The following is a 23597-nucleotide window of genomic DNA, read 5'->3' on the forward strand; positions in this document are numbered from 1 at the left end:
TAAATGCTGTTGTCCTGCCTCTGCAAAAGACTATCTTCCAAATCTGTAATACTGTAAATCAGGATGTTTTTTATCTTCAATCGAATGTAGAATGGAGTTCATTCCGATGGTACTAAAGGTGATTCCGTTTCCACCGAAACCTAAAACGTAATGTTCATTTTTATTCGGATTTGGTTTTCCGAAATACGGTAAACCATCTTTGGTTTCACCAAAAGTTCCGGCCCAGGAATAATCTATTTTGAAATGTATTTTGGGAAATTTTCTTTGGAATTTGTTCAATAGAAATTGTTCTTTTTTAGGGAGTAGTTTATCCCGTTTTTTCGGGTCTTTAAATTCCTCATCTCCGCCACCCATAATGATTCGGTTGTCTTGTGTCCCTCTAAAATATAAATACGGAGATGAAGTATCCCAAAATATAGCAGTTTTAAAATATTTTGGCAATTCCGGAAAGCTTTCCGAAGCAATTACATAAGTACTTTTTAGATCAACAACCTTCTCTGTGAGCGTCTCGGTGCTTTCATAACCGCTACAGTGTACAACATGATCTGCAATAATATTGTATTTTTCTTCAGTATGCGCAATAAGTTTTCCTTTTTGAGTTTGTATAGTCGTAATATTTGTGCGATCGAAAATACGCATACCTTTTTTTTCGCAATAGCGAATTAAGTCCTGAGCAAATTGATAGGGATCCATAACCGCTGCAGTTTTAGATTCTATTGCGGCCAGTGCATTTAATCCCAACCTTTCAAGATCCCATTTTTCGAGCCAGCTTACATCAAAACCATTTTCTTTCCGGCATTTGAATTCTGCTTTTAGAAACGGAAGGTCCTTTTTTAAGGAGCAGAAATAAATACTTTTTTTGAATTCAAACTGGCAGTCACTTTTTATAGTATCGACTATCGCCCGGAGATCAAAAATGGCTTTTTTTCCGTTCCGGTAACTGTCAATTGCACATTCTAAACCTCTGGTTTTTATTAATTCATGCAATGCAATATCAATTTCATATTGCAATAGTGCCGTACTCGCAGCAGTGCTTCCGTTGCAAATATCACGACGGTCAGCCATTACGACTTTTTTTCCTTCGTTTATGAGTTTATATGCAATCAAAGCTCCGGTAATTCCTCCACCAATAATTAAAATTTCCGTTTCTAAATCGGAACTTATAGAGGGGTAACTTATTTTCATTGCGTGTTTTAATGGCCAAAAGGTTTCTGTTGAACGTAGCTTCATTTTTTTGTGCTTTTTGGGGTGCGTATTTTGGTTCTGTTTTTATCTTTTCGTTGGTGTTGTTCGTGTGCTTCTGCGATAGAGTGTGAGGTTCGTACACTTTCTTCATTTTTAGCCAGTTCGCTAAGTCTGCGGTAATATTTCTGCACGATGATCATTTCTTCTTCGGTCATGCTTTCAATATCTACGAGGCTATTACTGGAATATTCGTTGGAAGCAACCAATTCGTTTAATTTGAGTTGAATAGCCAGTGAATCTTTATTTTGCGCTTTCTGAATAAGAAAAACCATAAGGAAGGTAATAATCGTTGTCCCGGTATTGATCACTAATTGCCAGGTTTCGGAATAATCGAAAAAAGGACCACAAACAGCCCAGACAACAACAATGGTGAAAGCACTAATAAAAGCAGTTGTACTTCCTGCTGCCTTTGAAACCTGTGATGCAAATCTTTCGAATGCACTGGTGTTACTCTGTTTTTTAGTTTTCATCGCAATTTATTTTTTGTTTTTTTCAGCATCCGTTTTTTTAGCATCCTCTTCTTTTTGCTTTTCGTCTTTGGCTTTTTGTTCTTTTTCCTTTTGCTCTTTTTCTTTATCTTCTTTCTGTTGTTTTTCTTCTTTTAGCTGTTCTTGTTCTTTCTCTTTTTGCTTTTCTTTTTTCTTGTAATAGCCTCTAAACAGAAAGTTGCTTTTGGCTGCTTCCATATTATCGCTAAAACCTTTCGTTCCGGTTTCGAGATTAGAGAGTGTATTAGAAACGCTGTTTGCCATTTTATCATCCCTTACCAATCGGGCCAAAGCTCCGTTTCCGTTATTCATACTATGACTGAAAATTGCCAGTTCTTCAGAAATAACGCCTACATTATCAACGCTTTTTTTGACACTTTTCATGATGTCGTTCATTTCGATTCCATTGATTGAAGCGATTTTTCCATTGTTCTGAATTACTTTTTGAGAACGTACACCGGGAGAAATGGTAAGCACTTTGTCTCCCATTAATCCATCGGAGCCAATGCTGGCACGAGCGTCTGTTTTTATAAATTCACGAACTTCATCTTTTATAACCATACCCACCACAACAGAAGAGTCATTGATCAATCGGATTTCTTCGATTGTACCAATGTTTATTCCCGAAAAACGAACATTATTCCCCACTTGTAAACCGCTTACGGTTTTAAAATCAGAGGTTATTCTGAAGGTATTGCCAAACAGGTTTTTTTGTTTCCCAATAAAATAAATGGCAAGTATAAACAGCAACAAACCTATTGTTACAAACATTCCTAATTTCCAAGTATATCCAGATTGCTTTGCCATGATTTCTATTTTTTAGTTTTATTTAAAGAAAGAACTTACCCATTGATCTTCACTTTTTTCTAATTCTTTATAAGTGCCCTCGGCATGTATAAGACCTTCTTTTAGTACCATAATGCGGTCAGCGGTGAGTTTTGCGCAAGCCATATCGTGCGTAATGATGATAGACGTTGTTTTGCGTTTGTGCTTGATATCAAGTATTAATTCGCTTATTTCTCTTGAAGTTATCGTGTCTAATCCAGTTGTAGGTTCATCGTAAAGAATAATTTCAGGTTTTAAAATAAGAGTACGGGCCAGACCAATTCTCTTTTGCATACCACCCGATAATTCAGAAGGCATTTTATCTATTGCATCACTCAGCCCTACATTATCAAGAGCTTCCATAACTTCGTTTTCCACTTCTTCAGAGGTTAAATCTCTTTTATGTTTTTTTAAGGTAAAAGCGAGATTTTCTCTAACCGACATAGAATCATACAATGCTCCACTTTGAAACAGAAAACCAATTCGGACTCTGATTTCGTTCAGTTCCTTTTTTTTAAGATGCAAAACGTTCTCGTCAAATACTTTTATTTCGCCCTGATCGGGTTCAATCAAACCAACGATACATTTTATTGTTACCGATTTACCGGAACCGGAACGGCCTAAAATGACTAAATCTTCCCCTTTGTTTACGGTAAGATTGACGCCTTTCAGAACCTCGTTATCTTTACCAAATGTTTTGCATAGGTTTTTGATCTCGATTATCGGAGTTTGATTTTTCTCTTTTGCTTCAGGTTTGCTATGTTTTTTTGCTTCGATCATTTTTAAAAGATTAAATCAGTTAATTGTACAGCAATCATATCTATAATAAAAATGGACAATGAAGCCGTCACCACTGCTGAGTTTGCGGCTTTCCCCACGCTTTCGGTTCCATTTACAGCATTAAAGCCCTTGTAACAGCCAATCATTCCAATAAAAAAACCAAAGAAAAATGTTTTGATAGTGGCCGGAATGAGATCGGAATAGTTCAATGATTCGAAAATTTGGGTAAGGAAACGATTCAAATTGATATCATCGTGAATGGTGATTCCGATATAGCCGCCAAGAATCCCGACAGCATCCGCAAAAATGACCAATAGCGGCACCATCAAAGTCGTAGCCAAAATGCGTGTTACAACCAGATAATTATACGGATTTATAGCTGAAACCTCCATGGCATCAATCTGTTCTGTCACTTTCATCGATCCAAGTTCGGCGCCAATACCCGATGAAATTTTTCCGGCGCAAATTAGAGCTGTAATAACCGGGGCAATTTCGCGTATCAAGGAAAGTGCTACCATTCCGGGCAACCAGGATTGGGCTCCGAATTCTGCCAAGGTCGGGCGGGATTGAAGCGTAAGCACCAAACCCATAATAAACCCTGTAATAACAACAAGCGGTAAGGATTTATAACCCATAATATAACATTGCTTTCTGAGCTCTTTGAGTTCATAAGGAGGAATAAAAATTTCCTTAAAAAACCTGCCCGCAAACAATGTTACATTTCCTACCTCTTCGAATGTATTTTTTAAAGTGAGAATCAAAATACGTTGTTTTAGTTATTGTATCTAAACTTAAAAGCATCGTTTAACTAAAAACTACTTTTAGATTATTGATCATAATAAAGTTAGCTTGGTAATAGACGAAAAATATTACAGAACTTTTTGGGAAGTTTATATAATTTACATCGTAGAGATTCGTATAAATAAGAGAGCCTCTCAATTATTAGTGCTTGAGAGGCTTTCGGGGTATTGTGAGGTGTATATTGTAAAATGTATATTGTAAGATGTAAGATGTGAAATGTAAAATGTAAAATGTGAAATGTGCTGGTTTAGCGAATAATTACTTGCTGTAATATTTTTTAGTGACAAATGCAATCGGGAGTCCAATACAGAATATTAGGATTAGGATGGACAATAAGGTAGGGAAGTCCAGACTTTTTGCGGGTAAAACGGGGAATACGATTGGTAAAACAACCAGATTCATTACGATCCAAACTAAAATACCGTATAATATTCCGGAGGCAAAAACGCTCCTTTTTAAGAGTGGTAGGTACGGATAAATAGTAAAGTAAAACCAGGCGAAAAGAAATGCAATCAGGAAATGCAAACCAAGTCCATACCAAGCCATTTGGGGGCCTGCCGTATACGCTTCTTTTTTGAAAACACCGCTGGCAATAGATTGTAAAATTTTTATGGGTGTCGTTTTTTGTAGAATAAGAGCGTAAATGATAATTGCAGCAAGAATATCTAAGGTTCCGGCAATTAATCCTGATAAAAAAACAGTTCCGACTTTTGAATTCATATATTAAAGATGATTTAGATTGAACAGCTATTATTTTATACTATTGGGCGCAATTCGTAAAAATTGTACTTCACTCATGCAAGCCTATATTTTGGCTTATAAGGAGTACAAAAAAGGCACATTTCACATAGTCAAGCTATGATGATTTAAACAAGTGAAACGCCTTTACTTCGTTTTTAAAACTATGTGTCTATGTGTTAAAAAATTAGTACGCCCAATACGTTGACTTACTGTTTTATCACTATTTTAGAGATGGTATCTAATTGTCTAAGATGCCTTGTAATATGAATAAGGGCGAAATTAATCCATTCATAAAAGGTAAATTTACCAAAACCCGGAAGTTCAAAATCCTGATAGGTTAAGGTCAGATCATACGTTTCTGAGACATTTAATAATTCCTCTTCTATTTTTAACAGAGCTAAAGTTAATGAATTTTTGTTATACTCTATATTCTCAGGAGTCAAGAAGTCGGCGGCCTGCATCTTTAGTTCAAAATTATAGAAAAGAGCTTCTATATCTTTTATTTTCTCATCCGGTTTTCTTGTTGTTTTTTCAGTTTCTCCCTCAAACATTTCGGGATAACCGGAACAGCCCAGAATAAGATGTCTGATGACTTGCGCTGCGGTCCAGCTACCTTCAAAAGGAACGGTATTCAATTCACTTTCAGAAAAGGAAGAAAGTGAAGTATTCAGTTTTTTAAAGGTGGTAACGATATTTTCCTGAAGTGCTGTTTTCATTTTTTAAATTTTAAATTAAGAGTTAGAAAACTAATGTATTGCGTTTTTTGCTTACAATAAGGCTTCACACCAATAGCCGTGTGAATTTAAAAGAGCTATAATTTTTGTATTTGAAATGGAGGAACCGTGAATGCGCAGAATTTTATCACAGTCTTCCAGATCAAAACTGATCAGGCTGTTTGGAAAATGCTCAAGAAGTTTTCCAACAATAAGTTTTGATTGGTCTTCTTCCTGAACATTTGTTTTAAAAACTTCAATCATAAATAATGATTTATAACGCAATTCTTTTAAATCGATCCAGTTTATGATACGAAAGATAAGAAAGTATCAGAACCGCAAAAACAATTAGCGGGAAAAAGGCCTGAAAACCAATTCCATCAACCGCAAAATGGCTTATGGAAGCAAATATAAAGTCGAAGCCAAAACCGGCATAAGCCCATTCTTTGATACGTGCCGGAACCTGCGGAATGATTAAGATTAAAACGCCTAAGATTTTAAAAACGACCAAAGCGTTTCCAAAGTATTCCGGATAACCCAAATGGCGGATGCCTTCTTTTGCCAGTTCAGTTTGTGAAGTTAGTGCGGGCATAACACCTTCAAATAAAAAGATAAGAATAGTAGTAGTCCAGAAGATAATTTTGGTTGATTTCATAAGGATTTGTTTAAATGGTTATTGATTAATGAGTTACAAATCTACTAATCTTATTCTTCTTATTAAATACGCATTTACGACTATTTTGGGGGCATTTGCGACAGATGTCGTTATTGGGTTTTGTACGAGTTTGAATTTAACCGCAAAGGTTTACTTGTGTTGTGCTGTTTTTTTGCTCGCAAAGTCGCAAAATCGCAAAGTTTTTTGTTTCTGCGTGTTGGACTTGAATTTCTTTGCGGCTTTGCGACTTTGCGTGAAAATTTAGGAGCAGAGTCCATAAAGCTCCTGTAAAAAATCACCCACTCCAGTTTTGGAATTTGAAATTTAAAAAATTTGAAATTTAACCAACGATGTAGTTTTTAATAACAAACAAGTCCTCAAATCCCAATCGGGTATAAATATCTTTTCCCATTGCTGAGGCCTGCAATAAAGCATATTCAGCCTTTAAATCTATAGAAAGATTAAGGGCAAACTTCATGATTTCTTCTGCAAGACCCTTGCGTCTCATTTCCGGAATAACACCAAGACCGTGAATACCTGCATAATGATCGGTTAGATAAAACATTAAGGTGCCAATAGGTTGTTGATCGAGAGAAACTAAATAAAAATGCACTCTTGTGTGATTTTGAATAAGAATTTCTTTGCTAATAACATACCCAAAAGCATTTGGATAGAGATCCGCCCAGATTTCAGCATCTTTTTCTGTAGTAACTCGTTTAAAGCCCAGGTTTTTTTCCAGTGTGAATTTTTGGTCCAGTTTTAGAGCCATTGCCACTTGTTCCGATTTTAGAATCAAACCTTTGGACTCCAGAATTTTGTATGAGTCGCTATTATAAATGTCGAAATAAGGAATGGCTAATCCTGAATTTTCTCGCAGTATTGCAACCGCATTTTGAGCATCATTTTCTGAAATATCCTGACGGAGCCATAATTTATTTGGCCAACCCGAATGATCTATTTTGCTATATTCTAAAGTATCTTTTTGGTGATAGGATAGAGAAGGGGTTGAGACCGTTTTCCATAAGCCGGTAAGATTATCAATATTGCGTTCAACTAAATTGCTATTTTTCATTGCTTTTGTAATTTGGAAGATTGTACTACAAAGTTAAGTTAGTAAAAAAGCAAAAACCTTTACATATGTTGATTTAAGGCTCTTTTTCGAGATTCTTTCTAATTCGGCTTAATTGTGTCGGTGTAATACCTAAGTGTGAGGCGATATGCAGTAACGGGATTCTTTGTGAAATATCAGGATGTTTATGAAGCAATTGCAGGTATCTTTCGGTCGCATTCTCCATAACTAATGAGATTTCTCTTTTTTCTTTTTCGATTACCCAGTTCTTTTCGAGATAAGCAATATAGTAATTTTTAAGATCGTCATTTTCGAAAATCAGCGTTCTGTATTTTTTATAATTGATACTAATTAAAACAGAATCCTCCAAAGCCTCTATTGAAAAATCGGAAGGGATTTGCTGTAGCGCTGAAGCTTTAGAACCGGCAAAATAACCTTCCAAAAAAATATTTTTGTTATAGGTGTTTCCTTGCCTGTCGGTAATAAATGTTCGTAAAGCACCTTTACAGACAAAATAAAGTTCCTTAGAAACCTGACCATTTCGTAATAGAATTGTTCCCTTTTTTACGAATTGAAATTCAAGGATATTCTCTATGGATTGCCAGGACTTTTCAGAAATGGGAGCGTAACTTTCAAAAGAGCGTTTTAAGCTTTGGAGTCCTTTATTTTGATCAAAATTCATAGTAAATGTTTTTAAACACGAATTACACGAATTTACACTAATTATTTTGTGTATTGATGTGTTTTTTTTGCTGCAAATTGCACGAATTTGTACTAATGTTTTAGTTAATTTAAGGAAGAGTATTTTCTATTTATTGCTTTATCTTTTTATATTAAATTGTAAAGTTTATGTAATGTGTTGCAAAAAATTAGGAACTAATTTTTGCCTATATAAAAAAATAATTCGTGCAAATTCGTACAATTTGTGGCAAAAAAAAACGCTGCAAAACCGAAGTCCTGCAGCGTCACTCAAATAAATAATTAAAAAACGGGTATTATCTCCAACCTCCGCCCAATGCACGGTATAACTCGGTATTGGCAGACAGTTGATCTCTTTTTAGGTTGGCAAGCTCCAGTTCGCTTTGCAATAAATTGGCTTGAGCGGTTATCACTTCAAGGTATTCTGCCATTCCGTTTTTGAAAAGCAAATTCGAATTTTTAATGGCTTGCTGCAATGTTTTCACACGATCCTGAAGAAACGTTTCCTGTTGTTGTAATTTTTCTACTTTCACTAAGGCATCGGCAACTTCGCTAACGGCAACTAAAACGGTTTGTCTGAAATTTAAAACTGCTTTTTCTCTTTCGACTTTGGCAATATTATATTCTGTTTTTAGTTTTTTGTTGTTTAGTAAAGGTTGTGTCAAACCTCCAAGGGCAGTTCCAAACAAGGAAGCCGGAATAGTGAACCAATTACTGGTTTCAAACGAGTTTAATCCGCCTTGGGCTGTAATTTTTAAAGCTGGGTATAAGTCTGCTTTTGTGATTCCAACATTTGCATTTGCTAGTCTTAAACCTAACTCAGCACTTTTTACATCCGGTCTTCTGCGCACTAATGAAGCCGGAACTCCGATTGCGGCATTGTTTTTTACTTCAATAGAACTTAAAATGATGCTTCTTTTTTTCGAGTTGGGAAAGGAACCCGTCAAAACACTCAAAGCATTTTCCTGAATAGCAATATTTTGTTCTAATAATGGAACCAATTGTGCAGCGCTTAATTTTTGTGCTTCCGATTGTTGAATGGCTAATGAAGTCACTTGTCCCGCATCATATTTCAATTTAATGATTTTGGTGGTGCTGTCATTTAGCTTTTCATTTTGTTTGGCAATTTCCAGTTGCGCATCTAACATTAGGAGGTTGTAATATCCTTTTGATACATTGGCAACAATAGTAGTCTGCAATGCTTTCTTTACTTCTTCAGATTGAAGGTAATTAGCATAAGCTCCTTTTTTCTGATTTTTAATTTTTCCCCAGATATCAGCTTCCCAGGCAAGCGAAACTCCGGTTGAATAATCTTCAACATGTTGTTTTCCCAAGGCCTGATTTAAATTGAAGCCCATAAAGCTGTTTTCTGACGGGCGATTGATGCTTGCATTCACAAACAGATTAGCCTGAGGAACATTGTTCCATTTTGATTGTGTGAATCGGTACTGTGCAATTTCAATATTTTTAGTAGCGATTTGCAAGTCATTATTTCGGGATACAGCACTATCAATTAGTTCAATAACATCTTGTTCTGTAAAGAAGTTTTTCCACTCCAGATCAGCGATACTGGTAGTATCTGTTGAAACCGATGCACTCCTGAAATTTTCAGGCAATGCATCTTTTGGAGTTTCAATATCCTTCGAGACTTTACAGGATAGTATAGTGGTGATCAAAACAGCAATCAGCACAATTTTGGTTATATACTTTTTCATTTTTACTTTGTCGTAATTAAATTTCCGGACATTTGTCTTTTCTGGTATCAAGTTCTTTTGACACTTTATAAGAGATGTAGGCAATGCTGCCGATGATGATCATCAGAGCTGTCGTTATATAATTTTCCATTCTTTAGTTATGTTCGTTGTGAGTTACAGCTACCGGTTTTCCGCTAACTTTTTCTTGTAAATGTTGGAATACGATAAATAAAACCGGGATAATTAATAACCCAAGTATTACTCCCGAAACCATTCCTCCGGCCGCACCAATACTAATAGAGTGGTTACCTTGAGCCGATGGACCTTTGGCACTCATCATCGGAATTAATCCGACTACGAAAGCCAGTGACGTCATAATAATCGGTCGTAGACGTAATTTGGCTGCTTCAATTGACGCTGCAATTAATCCTTGTCCTGATCTTCGTCGTTGCGCGGCAAACTCTACAATCAGAATCGCATTCTTGGCGAGTAATCCGATAAGCATTACCAGGGCTACTTGTACATAAATGTTATTTTCGATTCCGGTTAATCCAATCGCTACGAAAACTCCAAATATACCTGCAGGTATAGATAAGATTACGGCCAATGGCAAAATGTAACTTTCATATTGTGCAGCAAGTAAGAAATAGATGAATATCAAACACAATAAGAAAATCGTTGCCGATTGCCCTCCTGAAGAAATCTCCTCACGGGTTTGTCCCGAGAATTCATAACTATACCCTGCAGGTAATTGCTGTGCCGCAACTTCTTCAATTGCTTTAATCGCATCACCGGAGCTAAAACCGGGTTTTGGTATGGCATTAATCGAAATAGAATTAAACAAGTTGTATCTTGAAGCGGTTTCTGAACCATAAATACGACTTAGTTTTACTAAAGTATTTATCGGAACCATTTCGCCATTTTTGTTTTTTACAAACACACGGTCTATGGCTGACGGATCTGCTCTGTCGGCAATATCGGCCTGAACAACCACTCTGTAATATTTACCGAATCGGTTAAAATCAGATGCCTGTGCGCTACCAAAATAAGCCTGCATGGTTTGCAATATGTCTTTTACTTTTACACCCAATTGATCTGCTTTTGCATCATTGATATCCAATTGCAATTGCGGATAATCTGCTTTAAAGCTGGTAAAGGCTACGGCAATTTCGGGGCGTTTCATTAATTCTCCGATAAACGTTTGCGAGATTCCACTAAACTTATCCAGTTTACCACCGGTTTTATCCTGAAGGACTAAATCTAAAGCTTCAACATTACTAAATCCGGGTACAGTTGGGAAACTAAATACGAAGAAACTTCCGCCTGAAATCGCACCTAGTTTTCCGCGGACTTCATTCATGATTTCGTCAATATTTTTGATCTCTCCACGTTCTTCATTAGGTTTAAGCAATACGAAAACAACTGCTGATGACGGACTCGTAGAATTCGTTAATAAGTTGAAACCGGAAATTGCGGTAACAAATCGGGAAGAGTTTAAGCCTCTCAAAGTGTTTTCGGCTTCTGTCATTACTTTTTGAGTTCCGTCTAAAGAAGTTCCTGATGGAGTGTTAACTGCAATAGCAATAAATCCCTGATCTTCTGTTGGAATAAACCCTGACGGAGTCGTTTTTACCATCACAATTGTAGCAAAAGTAACCAAAGCCAATCCACCTAAACTAACCCATTTGTTGCGAATCAAGAATTTCAATCCACCCACATAACGATTGGTTAAAGCATTAAAACTATTGTTAAATCCGATAAAGAATTTTTCTTTAAAGCCTTGTTTAACATGTGGTGTTTGTTCATCATGTGAACCGTGATTACTTTTTAAGAATAAAGCAGCAAGGGCAGGGCTTAAAGTCAAAGCATTTACCGCCGAAATTACAATCGCAATAGCCATCGTGAAAGCAAACTGACGATAGAAAACTCCTGTTGAGCCTTCCATGAAACCTACCGGCAAGAATACGGCAGCCATAACCAATGTAATGGAGATAATAGCACCGGTAATTTCGTGCATGGCTTCATGTGTTGCTACTTTTGGAGACAACTTTTTGTGTTCCATTTTTGCATGCACCGCTTCGACGACCACAATTGCATCATCGACGACAATACCAATGGCCAGAATTAAGGCAAAAAGCGTTAAAAGGTTAATCGAGAATCCGAATAACTGCATGAAAAAGAACGTTCCCAAAATCGCAACCGGAACTGCAATTGCCGGAATTAATGTCGATCTAAAATCCTGAAGGAAAATAAATACCACAATAAATACCAATATAAAAGCTTCGATCAAAGTGTGCTCTACCTGCTCAATAGATTGATCCAGTGATACTTTTGTACTGTAGAAAATATTGTGTTTTATTCCCGAAGGGAAATCTTTAGCCGCTTTAACCATTAATTTGTTAATCGCTACCTGAATATCGTTAGAGTTAGAACCCGCCAACTGAATGATTCCAATTACAACTCCTTTTTTACCATTTAAACGAGTTAAACTGTTGTAAGAGTAAGCGCCAAGTTCAACTCTTGCCACATCTTTTAAGCGAAGTATAGAACCATCAGCATTAGAACGTATGGCAATGTTTTGATAATCTTCGGGTTTGGTTAGTTTTCCTTTGTATTTGATTACGTATTCGAAAACTTCTTTACTTCTTTCACCAAATTTACCCGGAGCAGCTTCCAAACTTTTGTCTTGTATGGCTGCCATAACTTCATTTGGCGTCACGTTGTAAGTTGACATTTGTGTCGGATTTAACCAAACACGCATCGAGTAATCTTTCACCCCACCAAAAATACTGGCAGAACCTACACCCGGAATACGTTTAATCTCCGGAATAATATTAATTTGAGCATAATTGGCAACAAAAGTCTGGTCGTATTTTGACTCATCTTCGGTATACATACCAATTGCCATGATAAAACTATTTTGTTGTTTCGCTGTAATTACACCTTGTTGAACCACCTCTGCCGGTAATTGACTTGTAGCTTGCGCAACCCTGTTCTGAACGTTTACAGCAGCCTGATCGGCATCTGTTCCCAGTTTAAAGAAAACAGTAATGGCCAATGTACCATCGTTACTTGCAGTTGAGCTCATGTACGTCATATTCTCAACCCCATTTATAGATTCTTCGAGTGAAGGTGCCACAGAACGCAAAACCGTTTCTGCGTTGGCTCCCGGATAAACCGCCGTTACCAAAACCGATGGTGGCGCAATATCAGGAAACTGTTGTAAAGGCAATTTTGCAAGCCCAAGTACTCCTAATATCACCAACAAAATGGAGATAACGGTTGCCAGTACGGGTCTTTGAATAAATATTTTGAACATTTTTGTAAAAATTATTTTTTGTTAGTTAATTGTGCAACCTTGGTCGATGGTTTTTCAGGTTGAATTACCTGACCTTCCTGAAGTTTATCGATACCGCTCAATACAATTTGATCACCGGTTTTTACTCCATCTTTGATCAGATAGTTGGTACCGTTTTTACCAATTATTGTGATTGGCATTTTGTTTACCTTGTTTTGTTTGTTTACGGTAAAGACAAAAACTTTATCCTGCATTTCAATCGTAGCCGATTGCGGAACCAGTATTGCATCGTTATGTTGTAACCCTAAACGGATTCTTCCTGTATTACCGGAGCGTAAAGTTCCGTTTGCATTTGGAAAAGTAGCTCTTAAAGTAATTGCACCGGTAGTTTTGTCAAACTGACCGTCGACCATATCGATTTTTCCGGATTGTGGGTAAGCATTATTATCGGCGAGGATTAAAGAAACCGGAGGTAATTTTTTGATTTTGTCTCCAATTGTGCTTCCTGCGTATTGTGCTTTAAAATTGATGAAATCGGTTTCTCCCAAAGAGAAGTAAACAAAAACTTCATGAACATCTGAAAGTGTAGTCAAAGCTTCAACATCAGTTGCAGAAACCAAACTTCCTTGTTTTTTAGGTAGTCTTCCTATGTAGCCACTCACCGGAGCCGTAACATTTGTATATCCTAAATTGATTTTTGCAGAGGCTACCATTGCCTTTGCCTGTTCGATATTGGCAGCTGCAATTTTTTGAGAAGCTTTTGCTGTTTTCAATTGGTAATCAGAAACCACTTTGTTTTGTACTAATGGAGTTAATTTATCAACCTCTAACTGAGCGTTGATTAGAGCCGCTTCGGCAGCATGTTGATTCGCCAGAGCATTGTTTAATTGCTCGCGGAATGGGCGTTCGTTTATTTTGAATAAAGATTGACCTTTAGAAACATAAGCACCTTCGTCTACTAAAACGCGGTCTAAGTTTCCACTTACCTGTGGACGGATTTCAACATCTACCGTTCCTTGTACAGAAGCCGGATATTCAGCATCTGTGGTAGTGTTTTCGCTTGTTATGGCCAAAACCGGTAAAAGTGGAGCAGGAGCGGCAGCCGGACCCTGCGATTTATCTGCACAACTGCTAAGTACGAGTGCCAGGATAAAGCTGGTTATAATTACATTTTTCATCTTAATATTGGTTTTAATTTGTTGGACATTCCCGTTTTTAAAAAAATTATTTATAGTATTTGAATTCATTTTTAAGGTTATTAAATTTTCTAACGTTGTTAAGTAAAAGGGCTCAAAACTCCATGTAATAAAGCCTGGTAAATCTATTTTTTAATGGGTATTAAATTATTTATCACTGTTAAGTAACGGAGCAAAAAAAGAGTTAAAATTACTCTATTAAATCATTTACCACCGTTAAGTAATGATTAAATTTTTTTTATTGTATTGATTTTATGATACCACCAATCGCATCTTTAAGGATCTGATTGTTGATTGTTTCCATTACGTCACTTTTGCTAATGATGTTGATTGCGATCAAACCGTGAATAACAGAAAAAAAAGTATAATATTTTTGTGTAATAACTTCCTCCGTTGGTTTGCTGTTTTTCATGACTTCAGCAATTACGGCAGTAAATAATCTATAAGGTCCTTTGGCAGCATCACATTGTTGCGAACAACAATTCATTTGTACACCAAACATAACCTGATACATTTCAGTATCTGTGAAGGCAAAATCCCAATACGCCATCCACATGGCTTCTAATTGGTCTTCCGGTTTTTCAAATTTAGCCTTAGCATCTTCCAGTTCATTGGCTAATTTATTAAAACCTTTACCCGTTAATTCACGTAAAATTGCATCCTTATTAGAAAAGTACTCATAAATAATAGGTGCAGTATATTCAATCTTGTCGGCAATCTTTCGCATACTAAGACCTTGCCATCCTTCATCCTTGACGATGTCATAAGCAGCTTCAAGAATGTTACTTCTTGTCTCTTCTTTTTGTCTTAAAATACGATCTTTACTTGCCATTTTGATTGAGTATTAAATTACTTAACACTGTTAGGCAAATGTATGACGAATTTTTAGAATAAAACAATTTTCTATAATAGTTTTTTCTTATGTCGGTATAAAGAGTTTGTAAAGGCTTGATTTTAGGGACTTTTTACGTCCTATGTTTACAGAATTACCATTTAATTGTCATTTCGACGAAGGAAAAATCGCACTAGAAGCTCCACACAGTATGTCGCCAATCTTTGTTGAAGTACAGTTGCGATTTCTCCTTCGCCGAAATGACAAAATTGCGGATGATCAGTTTGATACGATAGTTTTTTAACCGCAAGGTGCGCAAAGTTTTTTTCGCAAAGGTCGCAAAGAATTGATTAAATAAAGCTTTGCACACCTTGCGTAATCCTTTGCGCTCCTTGCGGTTAAATTTGAGGTTAGAAAAGTAAGTACTACTTTCAATATAAACGTCGATTTATATTTCTAAACCAAAATATATTATCCAACAAATTTTTGAAGTTCTAGGAGAAAGAATTATCTTAATAACTCTTATATTCGCTCTTTCAAATTTTACTTTTAATTTTTTTAAAGGTAAAAAGATAGATTTGCAGTGCTAGATAGTTAAGATGGATTTACAGTTATAAATTATTTGTAAACAGATAAATAAATCATTGAGTTAAAGTTTGATAAAAATCAATTACGTAAGAAAATAAATATATTTTTGCAGTTCTTAAATCTTCACATTAAGGACGCATTAAAATTTGCTCTTGTACTATGTAGTAAAGTTCCGAAAGGACTTTGACGCCGTGAAGAAGCGTAAGACTGCTAAGGTATGAGGGCTTTTATTCTTAAATCTTCACGTTATGAGTACAAACACCTTTTCAAAAGAAGCCGAAACTAGGCTAGTTGATTTTTTTAACAATGCAATAGCTCCACGAGATATGGCTAAAGTATTGCGACAAGTAAATTACACGCTTGCCCTAGGAGGTATGAAGGAACAGCAATCAACCAACTTAGAAAACAACTTTTATTGGTTGAATGAATTAGCAGAAATCTTAAATCCTTATTTGGATAAAGAGTAAAATCTGTTAGATTAGATTTTAAAATTTTGAAACCTCGATTTTGAGAGAATCGAGGTTTTTTTATTAGAATTACTGCAAAAGGGACTACCAATATGTTAGATAAATTTGCCCTTGTAGTACGTGTGCGGAGTTGGAAACGACCGCAAGCGCTGTCGTAGGCGTTAGAAACACTAAGGTGCAAGGGCTTATTATTTTGAAGTACGACATTATAAGTAAAAAATCTTTTTCATAAGTGGCAGAAATTAAGATAAGAGACGGGATTTTAACCAAAAAACAAATAAAAGAAATGAAGACGATTAAAATTATTATCGAAAGAAATGAGGATGGTTTTTGGGCATATGCAGTAAATGAAAAAGCCATTGTCGGTGGTGGCGCTACAGTTCACGAATGTAAACAAGATGTCTTAGATTGTATTGAAACACTAAAAGAACTCAACTCAGCTAATAGATTAGAATTTCTTGATAAAGAATATAAGTTGGTTTATAAATTCGATACTGCGAGTCTATTAAGTTATTGCAAAGGAATATTTACAAATTAAACTTTATATTTGTTACTCACTAAATATCTAAAAACCAAAAATTTATGAGAAATTTATGTTTCACAGTTTTTATTTTTCTGTTATCATTAAAATCGGTAGGTCAAAAAGTTAATGTTGAGATTGTTACTAAAAATAATGATACAATAAAAGATTGTAAAATAGAGGGTAATTATTCATTCCAAAATCTAATGATTATGGAGTTTCAGAACAAATTAACAGTTTATAATACCGCAAACAAAAAAAAACAATATCTCCCTTCAGAAGTTAAGTCGTTTAGTTTCATTAATATTGATAAGCGAGTTGAATTTGTCAGTATTGAAGACAACATATTTGGATTATTACTGTATTCAAATAAGCTTAAGTTATTTAAAGTGATACAACCGGGCTATGCAAAAGTGAATTTTTTCGTGGTGCAAAGACCTAACAATGGAAAAACATCTTATATGGAAGCAATGGGCTTAAGCAGACTTGTTTCAAAAAAAGTTATTACTCGTGAGATTAACGATTGCCCGGTTACATTGGAAAAGGTAGAAAATAGAACCTTAAAAATTAATGGTGTTGAAGGAGTAATTGAATTAATTAAAAGTTATGAATTAGATTGTTTTTAAAATAGTCTAATAAACATTCCATAAAAAAGCCTTTGCAAATGCAGAGGCTTTTTTGTTCAAATGTCTATTTCAAAATAATAACCTCCTCCGGAACTTTAAACAACAAAGTACAGCCTGTTTTAGTAAATACAGAATGCGTACTTCCGGGTGGCATGTACAAATAATCACCTTTTTTTAATTCGTCTTTTCCGGAGCGGATTTCGCCTTCTAGAACAAAGATTTCTTCTCCGGCAGGGTGAACATGATTGGGATAGGAAGCACCGGCTTCGAATTTTAACAGAAATGCCGTAGGTCTTTTGGCAATCGGATCAAAACATAAAATTTTTGCCGAAATTCCGTTTGTATTAATACCTTCTTCTACTAGAGGCTTCCAATTGATTTCGCTGGTTCTTGTGATTTGTTTTTCCATTTTTATTGATTTTTAAATTGTTAATTTTTAGTATTTTACATTTTGTATTTCGCATTTTACATTTCACTAATCCCATCTAAACTCCATTTGTAATTTTCTACCGTCGACAAAAGAAAAGCCGCCATAGAAAATACAAACACCGAATAGTCTAATGGTTCTTTTATTCCAAAAGAATACGTCATGGCAAGTGCGAACATAAAGGTTAGAAGGCATGCTGCGGCAGAAGCAAATCGTGTTTTGTAGCCTAATACTAAGAGAATGGCTAGAAGTGTTTCGCTAAATGTAGCAAGTAATGCTATTGTCGGAATACTGCTTTTGGGAGCAAAAGAATTTACTTTTTCGGCATAAAGTAGAAAATTTTCCCAGCCGGAAGAATATTCGCCAAGTAATCCTAACCGACTTGAAACGGCTGATAGAAAACCCGTTGCTAATGCAATCCGCAAAAGGAAAACAGAGTGATCGTGATATTTTTTCATATACTTTTTTGTTACTAATTATTGATATACAAAGTTGTAACAATGAAGCGTCCGAAAGAATAGAGAATTCCCGAAAAAGCATGTACTATTAGTTTAGTACATTTTCTTTATAGGACTTTGGAGAGATGTTGGTGTGTTTCTTGAAGAAATTAGAAAAATAGAATGGATCATTAAACCCCAATGCATAAGCGACTTCTTTTACCGATAATTTTTCGTAGTTAAAAAGTCTTTTAGCCTCAGAAATAAGCAATCCGAAAATAACATTTTGCGCCGTTTTATTGGTGTGCAATTTGGAGAGTTCGTTTAGTTTAGATTCCGTGGTTCCAATTAGAGTGGCGATTTCTGTAACGGAAAGATTTTTGTCGAAATTTTTTAAAACCGTTTCCAGGAAATGTAGAAATAAAGCATCGGGTTTGTAAATTTCATCGCCTCGGTTTATTTTAGTGCGATTGATTTCAATTAGTATCAATTCGATTCGGCTGTGAACGGAGATTAAATATTGATAAGGAGTTATTGTCAGTTCTTTTTTAATTTCTTCTAATTGGTTGCTTATAATTTCACCATTCTCAACACGGATCATTTCATTCATGGCAAAATGGCAAAACAAACCATTGTGGAAAATCAATTCCATGTCGTTGTCGTCTTTGCAAAAGAAATTGTAGGTGAATTCTAAAATGTATCCTGTTGCATTGTTTATATTTTTGAAATAATGAATTTGTCCCGAAGTAATGGTCAAAACGGATTTCTCGCTTAGTGTAAATTCATTCTCATCTACAGAAACAGTAGTTGTTCCGGAAGTACAAAAGATCAATATGTATTTTAATACACGTCTTGGCTGCTCTAAATCTGTTGCCTGATCAAATGTTTTTAGGGTTATCATTTCCTGCATGATGAATTCGATTTGGAATTATGTAGGATAAAAGTAAGGTTTTTTTGTTAGAGTTTTTCTTGTTTCAAGTTTCAGGTTGTGGGCTTGGATTTAGTTTGTATGTTTAACCGCAAAGTGCGCAAAGTTTTTTTCGCAAAGGTCGCAAAGCTTTTAATAAATAAAACTTTGCGCACCTTGCGTATGCCTTTGCGCACCTTGCGGTTAAAAAGTTAGAGGGTTGTTATTCGTTTATAACATCACCTTCTTTAGTTTCTTCACTAGCAATTTTTACCAGTTTATCATTTGGATTCAAATCACCGAATATTTCAATTTTATCCTCTATTTCTCTTCCTTTTTTGACATTAATTCGGGTTGCTTTGTGGTTGATAACTTTGATTACAAATGTACCTTCCGCAGAACCCACCAAAGCCGATTTAGGAATTACGAAGGTGCTGTCTTTGGCATTAAGTGGCAGTAAAACTTCTGCTACCATTCCGGGTAATAAGTTTCCTTTGGCATTGTGAACATCCATTTCGACACGTTCTGAACGTAGTTTTAAATCTAATGCTCCGGACATTCTCTGGATTTTGGCTTTGAAAGTATCCGGTAAAGATTTTACATTAAAACTCATTTCGTCGCCTTGGTGTAAATATCCTGTGTACAGTTCCGGGATCGAAACCGCTAAACGCAATTTATCCTGTTGCTGAATCGTCAATAAAGGCAAATCAGAACCTTTTCCTGCCGGACCTACAAACGTTCCCAGATTGACATTTCTGGCGGCTACAACTCCGTCAAAAGGAGCACGGATTTCGAGATAACCTCTCATGATCGAAATTTCTTTGTGTGCCGCAATTGCCGCCTGGTATTGCGCATAATCAGAATTTTTCTTTCCGTTTGCCATTTCTAAATCATTTTTAGATATAGTACCTTCAACTTTGCTTGTTTCGTACAAACGGTTGTAAGTGCTTTTGCTTGTGGCATAAATGGCTTCCATTGATTTTAATCGGGACTCTGCTGCGGCCAATTGTGAACTGATTTCAGGAGCTTCCAAAACAATTAAAAGTTGTCCTTTTTTGACTTCAGATCCAATATCAACCTTTAGTGTTTTTACAAAACTGCTGACTTTAGCATATAAGTCTACTTGCTGAAAACCGGTTAGTTCGGCCGGTAAACGCAATTCTGTTGTTAGTTTTTCTTTTGTTAGAAGAAAAGTTGCTGTTTTAGGTTCAATTTCGGCAGTTACCGTTTTTTCTTTTTTTGAGTTGCAACTGTTTAGAAAAAACAGTGCAGCAAAAAATAATGCGGTCGATGATATAATTTTATTTTTCATTTTTTGGTTTTAATGTTGAGATATAATGGATGCTTTCTTCGTCTTCAGGATCTAATGAAAGGGATTGTGTTGTGGTATGTTCCTGTGCCCAGGCAAAAATCAGAGGCAGGATTAGCAGTACAGCAAAAGTGGAGAATAATAACCCACCTATAACGGCTCTTCCTAAAGGCGAAACCTGATCACCACCTTCACCATGACCAATTGCCATTGGTAACATTCCCGCAATCATCGCCACAGAAGTCATGATAATTGGACGAAGACGCAAAGCTGCAGCTTCACGGGCAGATTCGAGTGCATTACCATTTCGTTTGCGCAATTGTTCGGCATTGGTAACCAATAAAACGGCATTTGCGATTGAAACACCGACCGACATAATGATTCCCATATACGATTGTAAATTCAAAGTAGAGCCTGTAAGTGTAAGCATTAATAACGCTCCTAAAACAACCGCAGGAACTGTAGTTAAAATAACCAGCGAGACTTTGAATGACTGAAAATTAGCGGCCAACATTAAGAAGATTACCATGATGGCAACCAATAACCCAACTTGTAAACTACTTAATGTTTCGCTCAATACAGCACTTAAACCAATGGGTGAAATGAATAATCCGCGCGGTAATTCACCCAAAGCGTTTATTGTTGCAGCTACATCTTTTGTCGCCGTACCTAAATCGGTTTGGTAGATGTTGGCTGTAACGGTAATGTATGGCATGGCCCCTAAATTGTCATTTTCACCGTTTACAACACCCGGTGTAATTTTGGCTACATCACTTAACACAGGACGTAGCGAGTTTTTTAAGACCGGAATTTCTCCGATATCTGTTTTGCTTTTCATTTGACTAAGCGGAACTTGTACCTGAACCGCAACCGATAAACCTGTTTTTTCATCTATCCAGGTATTTTTTTCGGTGTATCTTGAAGAAGAAGTAGAAGCAATAAGTGATCTCGAAATATCATTCATATCAACTCCTAATTCTGCTGCACGTGTTCTGTCGATATCAATATTCATCGCCGGATAGTGAATCGGCTGTCCGATTTGTACGTCTCTGAAATAGGCTATTTTCTGAAGTTTTTCAACAATCTGATTCGCGTAAACTTCATTTCTTTTTTTGTCTTTTCCTGCAATTCGAATTTCAATTGGAGTAGGAGAACCCTGGCTCAATACTTTGTCTGTAAGCTCAATTGGTTCAAAAGTCAGTTTGACATCGGGAAGAATTTTTTTGATTCTTGCTCTTAGTTCATCTTTAAAATCATCCATATCTACATGATACTCTTTTAAACTCACCTGAAAAACAGCTTCATGAGGACCGGCAGTAAAAAGATATATTGGGTTGATTGAAAACAAAGATGGATGCTGCCCCACATAAACCGAGCTGATTCCCACATGTTCTTTACCAACCATTTTGTTGATTTCTTTTAAAATCAGGATTGCTTTTTCTTCAGTACGTTCGATACGGGTTCCGTCTTCCGCACGCATTCTGAGCTGAAACTGGCTTGAGTTTACTTTAGGGAAAACATCTTTTCCAATAAAATTCAGAAACACTACTGCCAGAACGGTAATTCCGATAAGATAGATTAAACTGGTTGCTTTTTTGTGTGGTAACAAACGATCCAATGTTTTCATAAATCGAATTCTGAAACGCTCAAAAGCACTTATTTTGCCATCTCTGTTGGTGTCCTCTCTTTCGATCATTACCTTTTTCTGAGAAATCAAATCTTGTTCAGATTCAGGTGTCAGACCACATTCGTTAAATTCGGCTTCGTCATCGGTAATGCTTGGGTCGTGTGCAGGTGCGGTGTGTCCTTTCATTAACCAATTCGCCATTACAGGTACAAAAGTCTGAGAAAGTAAAAATGAAAAGACCATCGAGAATCCAATTGCCAAAGCCAATGGCAAGAATAAGGCTCCGGGAATTCCGACCATAGTAAATGCCGGAGCAAATACGGCAAGAATACACAATAAGATCAATAATTTTGGCAATGCAATTTCCTGACAAGCATCCCAAATGGCAAGTGCTTTGGGTTTCCCCATATCGAGATGCTGATGGATATTTTCGATCGTTACGGTACTTTCATCCACCAAAATTCCAATCGCCAAAGCCAATCCGCTTAAAGACATTAAGTTGATGGTTTGCCCGAATAATTTTAAGAACAGAACACCCGAAATAATCGAAATTGGAATCGTTAAAATTACAATCAGGGCAGCACGTCGGTCACCAAGGAAAAGTAAAACCATTAATCCGGTCAGAACCGCTCCGATTATTCCTTCCGTAATTAAACTTTTAACCGAATTGATTACATAAACGGACTGATCAAATTCATAAGACAATTTTACATCTTCGGGTAAAGTGCTTTGAATTTTTGGAAGCTCCGCTTTTAATTTCTGAACCACGTCCCAGGTCGAAGCATCTCCGGCTTTTGCAATACTGATATAAACCGAACGTTTTCCATTTACTAATGCATAACCGTTGGTAATATCGGCACCGTCTTTTACTGTGGCCACATCACCTAATTTTAAATTCTGAACGCCACCTTTGAACAACGGAATCTGTTCAAAATCCTTAAGTTCTCTAATGGTGTTGTTGGTTGGCGTAATATAGTTTTTATCACCAATTCTAACATTTCCCGAAGGAGCGGTTTGGTTGTTCAGACGAATTGCCTCAACAATCTGGTCGGGCGTCATATTATGCGAACGCAATAAATCGGGGTCTACATTTACTTCCACTGTTCTTGGACTTCCACCAAAAGGCGCAGGCGAAAGTAAACCCGGAATCGAAGTAAAAGAAGCACGAACATAAACGTTGGCTAAATCCTGTAATTCATTATTAGACCTAATTTTACTGCTCAGTACCAATTGACCAATCGGCAGAGAAGAAGCATCAAAACGAATGATAAAGGGAGGCTGGGTTCCGGGTGGAAATGCTGCCTGAATCCTGTTAGACAACGCACTTAACTCGGCTGCTGCCTGAGCCATATTGGTATTTTCGTAGTAGGTCAACTTCATAATCATCAACCCCTGAACATTCTTGGTTTCAACAGATTTTACGCCGTTGGCAAAAGGTAAAATATTGACATAATTTTTCGCAAAGTAAGCCTCCATCTGATCCGGAGTATACCCTCCAAAAGGATGTGCAATATAGATAACCGGCAAATTCATTTTAGGAAGAATGTCTACCTTAATGTCTTTTATGGCGCCAATTCCGAAGAAAAATAAACCGGCAACCATAACCAGTATAGAAATGGGTTTGCGGAGTGCAAAACGTATTAAATTCATTAG

Annotated in this window: 23 protein-coding genes; 3 read left to right on the forward strand and 20 right to left on the reverse strand. The window is 36.4% G+C overall.

Annotation, left to right across the window (positions count from 1 at the left end; all coding sequences use genetic code 11):
- Positions 1–30: 30 nt before the first annotated feature.
- The 15 genes from G3A47_RS10925 to G3A47_RS10995 form a co-directional block, all read right to left on the reverse strand.
- The gene (locus tag G3A47_RS10925; RefSeq protein ID WP_166922203.1) at positions 31–1230 is read right to left on the reverse strand and encodes an NAD(P)/FAD-dependent oxidoreductase; all 1200 of its coding nucleotides are present in this window, start codon (positions 1228–1230) and stop codon (positions 31–33) included.
- Positions 1227–1715 (reverse strand): low affinity iron permease family protein, encoded by a 489-nt coding sequence (locus G3A47_RS10930; RefSeq protein ID WP_166922204.1) that lies wholly within the window; start codon positions 1713–1715, stop codon positions 1227–1229. The genes G3A47_RS10925 and G3A47_RS10930 overlap by 4 nt, the downstream gene beginning before the upstream one ends.
- A gap of 6 nt (positions 1716–1721) precedes the next feature.
- On the reverse strand, positions 1722–2540 hold the full coding sequence (locus G3A47_RS10935; protein ID WP_166922205.1) for an MlaD family protein: 819 nt from the start codon (positions 2538–2540) through the stop codon (positions 1722–1724).
- Between the two features lie 18 nt (positions 2541–2558).
- Entirely contained in the window at positions 2559–3338 is a 780-nt protein-coding gene (locus G3A47_RS10940; RefSeq protein WP_166922207.1) for an ABC transporter ATP-binding protein, read from the reverse strand.
- Between the two features lie 2 nt (positions 3339–3340).
- Positions 3341–4099, reverse strand: a complete 759-nt coding sequence (locus G3A47_RS10945; RefSeq protein ID WP_166922209.1) for an MlaE family ABC transporter permease — start codon at positions 4097–4099, stop codon at positions 3341–3343.
- 298 nt (positions 4100–4397) lie between these two features.
- Positions 4398–4859, reverse strand: a complete 462-nt coding sequence (locus G3A47_RS10950; RefSeq protein WP_166922210.1) for a DUF1440 domain-containing protein — start codon at positions 4857–4859, stop codon at positions 4398–4400.
- Between the two features lie 227 nt (positions 4860–5086).
- Positions 5087–5596, reverse strand: a complete 510-nt coding sequence (locus G3A47_RS10955; RefSeq protein ID WP_166922213.1) for a DinB family protein — start codon at positions 5594–5596, stop codon at positions 5087–5089.
- Positions 5597–5647: 51 nt separating this feature from the next.
- Complete coding sequence (locus G3A47_RS10960) at positions 5648–5857, reverse strand: hypothetical protein (RefSeq protein ID WP_166922215.1); 210 nt, start codon at positions 5855–5857, stop codon at positions 5648–5650.
- 10 nt (positions 5858–5867) lie between these two features.
- Entirely contained in the window at positions 5868–6248 is a 381-nt protein-coding gene (locus tag G3A47_RS10965; protein ID WP_166922216.1) for a DoxX family protein, read from the reverse strand.
- Between the two features lie 340 nt (positions 6249–6588).
- Positions 6589–7320: a GNAT family N-acetyltransferase gene (locus G3A47_RS10970; protein ID WP_166922218.1), complete on the reverse strand. Its 732-nt coding sequence runs from the start codon at positions 7318–7320 to the stop codon at positions 6589–6591.
- A gap of 73 nt (positions 7321–7393) precedes the next feature.
- A complete protein-coding gene (locus tag G3A47_RS10975; protein WP_166922220.1) occupies positions 7394–7999 on the reverse strand; it encodes a Crp/Fnr family transcriptional regulator in 606 nt (201 codons plus the stop codon).
- A gap of 313 nt (positions 8000–8312) precedes the next feature.
- The gene (locus G3A47_RS10980) at positions 8313–9731 is read right to left on the reverse strand and encodes a TolC family protein (RefSeq protein WP_166922221.1); all 1419 of its coding nucleotides are present in this window, start codon (positions 9729–9731) and stop codon (positions 8313–8315) included.
- Between the two features lie 133 nt (positions 9732–9864).
- Positions 9865–13029 (reverse strand): efflux RND transporter permease subunit, encoded by a 3165-nt coding sequence (locus G3A47_RS10985; RefSeq protein ID WP_166922223.1) that lies wholly within the window; start codon positions 13027–13029, stop codon positions 9865–9867.
- 11 nt (positions 13030–13040) lie between these two features.
- Positions 13041–14186, reverse strand: coding sequence for an efflux RND transporter periplasmic adaptor subunit (locus G3A47_RS10990; protein ID WP_243860417.1), 1146 nt, complete (start codon positions 14184–14186; stop codon positions 13041–13043).
- A 256-nt stretch (positions 14187–14442) separates the two neighbouring features.
- The gene (locus G3A47_RS10995; RefSeq protein ID WP_166922226.1) at positions 14443–15036 is read right to left on the reverse strand and encodes a TetR/AcrR family transcriptional regulator; all 594 of its coding nucleotides are present in this window, start codon (positions 15034–15036) and stop codon (positions 14443–14445) included.
- 836 nt (positions 15037–15872) lie between these two features.
- Between G3A47_RS10995 and G3A47_RS11000 the strand changes: the two genes are divergently transcribed.
- From G3A47_RS11000 to G3A47_RS11010, 3 genes are all read left to right on the forward strand, one after another.
- Complete coding sequence (locus G3A47_RS11000; RefSeq protein ID WP_166922228.1) at positions 15873–16091, forward strand: hypothetical protein; 219 nt, start codon at positions 15873–15875, stop codon at positions 16089–16091.
- Between the two features lie 232 nt (positions 16092–16323).
- Positions 16324–16629, forward strand: coding sequence for a hypothetical protein (locus G3A47_RS11005; protein ID WP_208328359.1), 306 nt, complete (start codon positions 16324–16326; stop codon positions 16627–16629).
- Positions 16630–16673: 44 nt separating this feature from the next.
- Positions 16674–17237 carry a hypothetical protein gene (locus G3A47_RS11010; RefSeq protein ID WP_166922230.1) on the forward strand — a complete coding sequence of 188 codons (564 nt, stop codon included), beginning with the start codon at positions 16674–16676 and terminating at the stop codon, positions 17235–17237.
- 64 nt (positions 17238–17301) lie between these two features.
- On the opposite strand, the gene G3A47_RS11015 is transcribed toward G3A47_RS11010, so the two are convergent.
- The 5 genes from G3A47_RS11015 to G3A47_RS11035 all read right to left on the reverse strand — a co-directional run bounded on the left by G3A47_RS11015 (position 17302) and on the right by G3A47_RS11035 (position 23594).
- Entirely contained in the window at positions 17302–17646 is a 345-nt protein-coding gene (locus G3A47_RS11015) for a cupin domain-containing protein (protein WP_166922231.1), read from the reverse strand.
- 56 nt (positions 17647–17702) lie between these two features.
- On the reverse strand, positions 17703–18122 hold the full coding sequence (locus G3A47_RS11020) for a DoxX family membrane protein (protein ID WP_166922233.1): 420 nt from the start codon (positions 18120–18122) through the stop codon (positions 17703–17705).
- Positions 18123–18210: 88 nt separating this feature from the next.
- Entirely contained in the window at positions 18211–19011 is an 801-nt protein-coding gene (locus tag G3A47_RS11025; RefSeq protein WP_243860418.1) for an AraC family transcriptional regulator, read from the reverse strand.
- A gap of 220 nt (positions 19012–19231) precedes the next feature.
- The gene (locus G3A47_RS11030; RefSeq protein WP_166922235.1) at positions 19232–20320 is read right to left on the reverse strand and encodes an efflux RND transporter periplasmic adaptor subunit; all 1089 of its coding nucleotides are present in this window, start codon (positions 20318–20320) and stop codon (positions 19232–19234) included.
- Positions 20310–23594 carry an efflux RND transporter permease subunit gene (locus tag G3A47_RS11035; RefSeq protein ID WP_166922236.1) on the reverse strand — a complete coding sequence of 1095 codons (3285 nt, stop codon included), beginning with the start codon at positions 23592–23594 and terminating at the stop codon, positions 20310–20312. Before G3A47_RS11035 ends, G3A47_RS11030 begins: the two co-directional genes overlap by 11 nt.
- Positions 23595–23597: the final 3 nt, after the last annotated feature.

The sequence above is a fragment of the Flavobacterium poyangense genome (genome assembly GCF_011751075.1).
Taxonomy (GTDB): domain Bacteria; phylum Bacteroidota; class Bacteroidia; order Flavobacteriales; family Flavobacteriaceae; genus Flavobacterium; species Flavobacterium poyangense.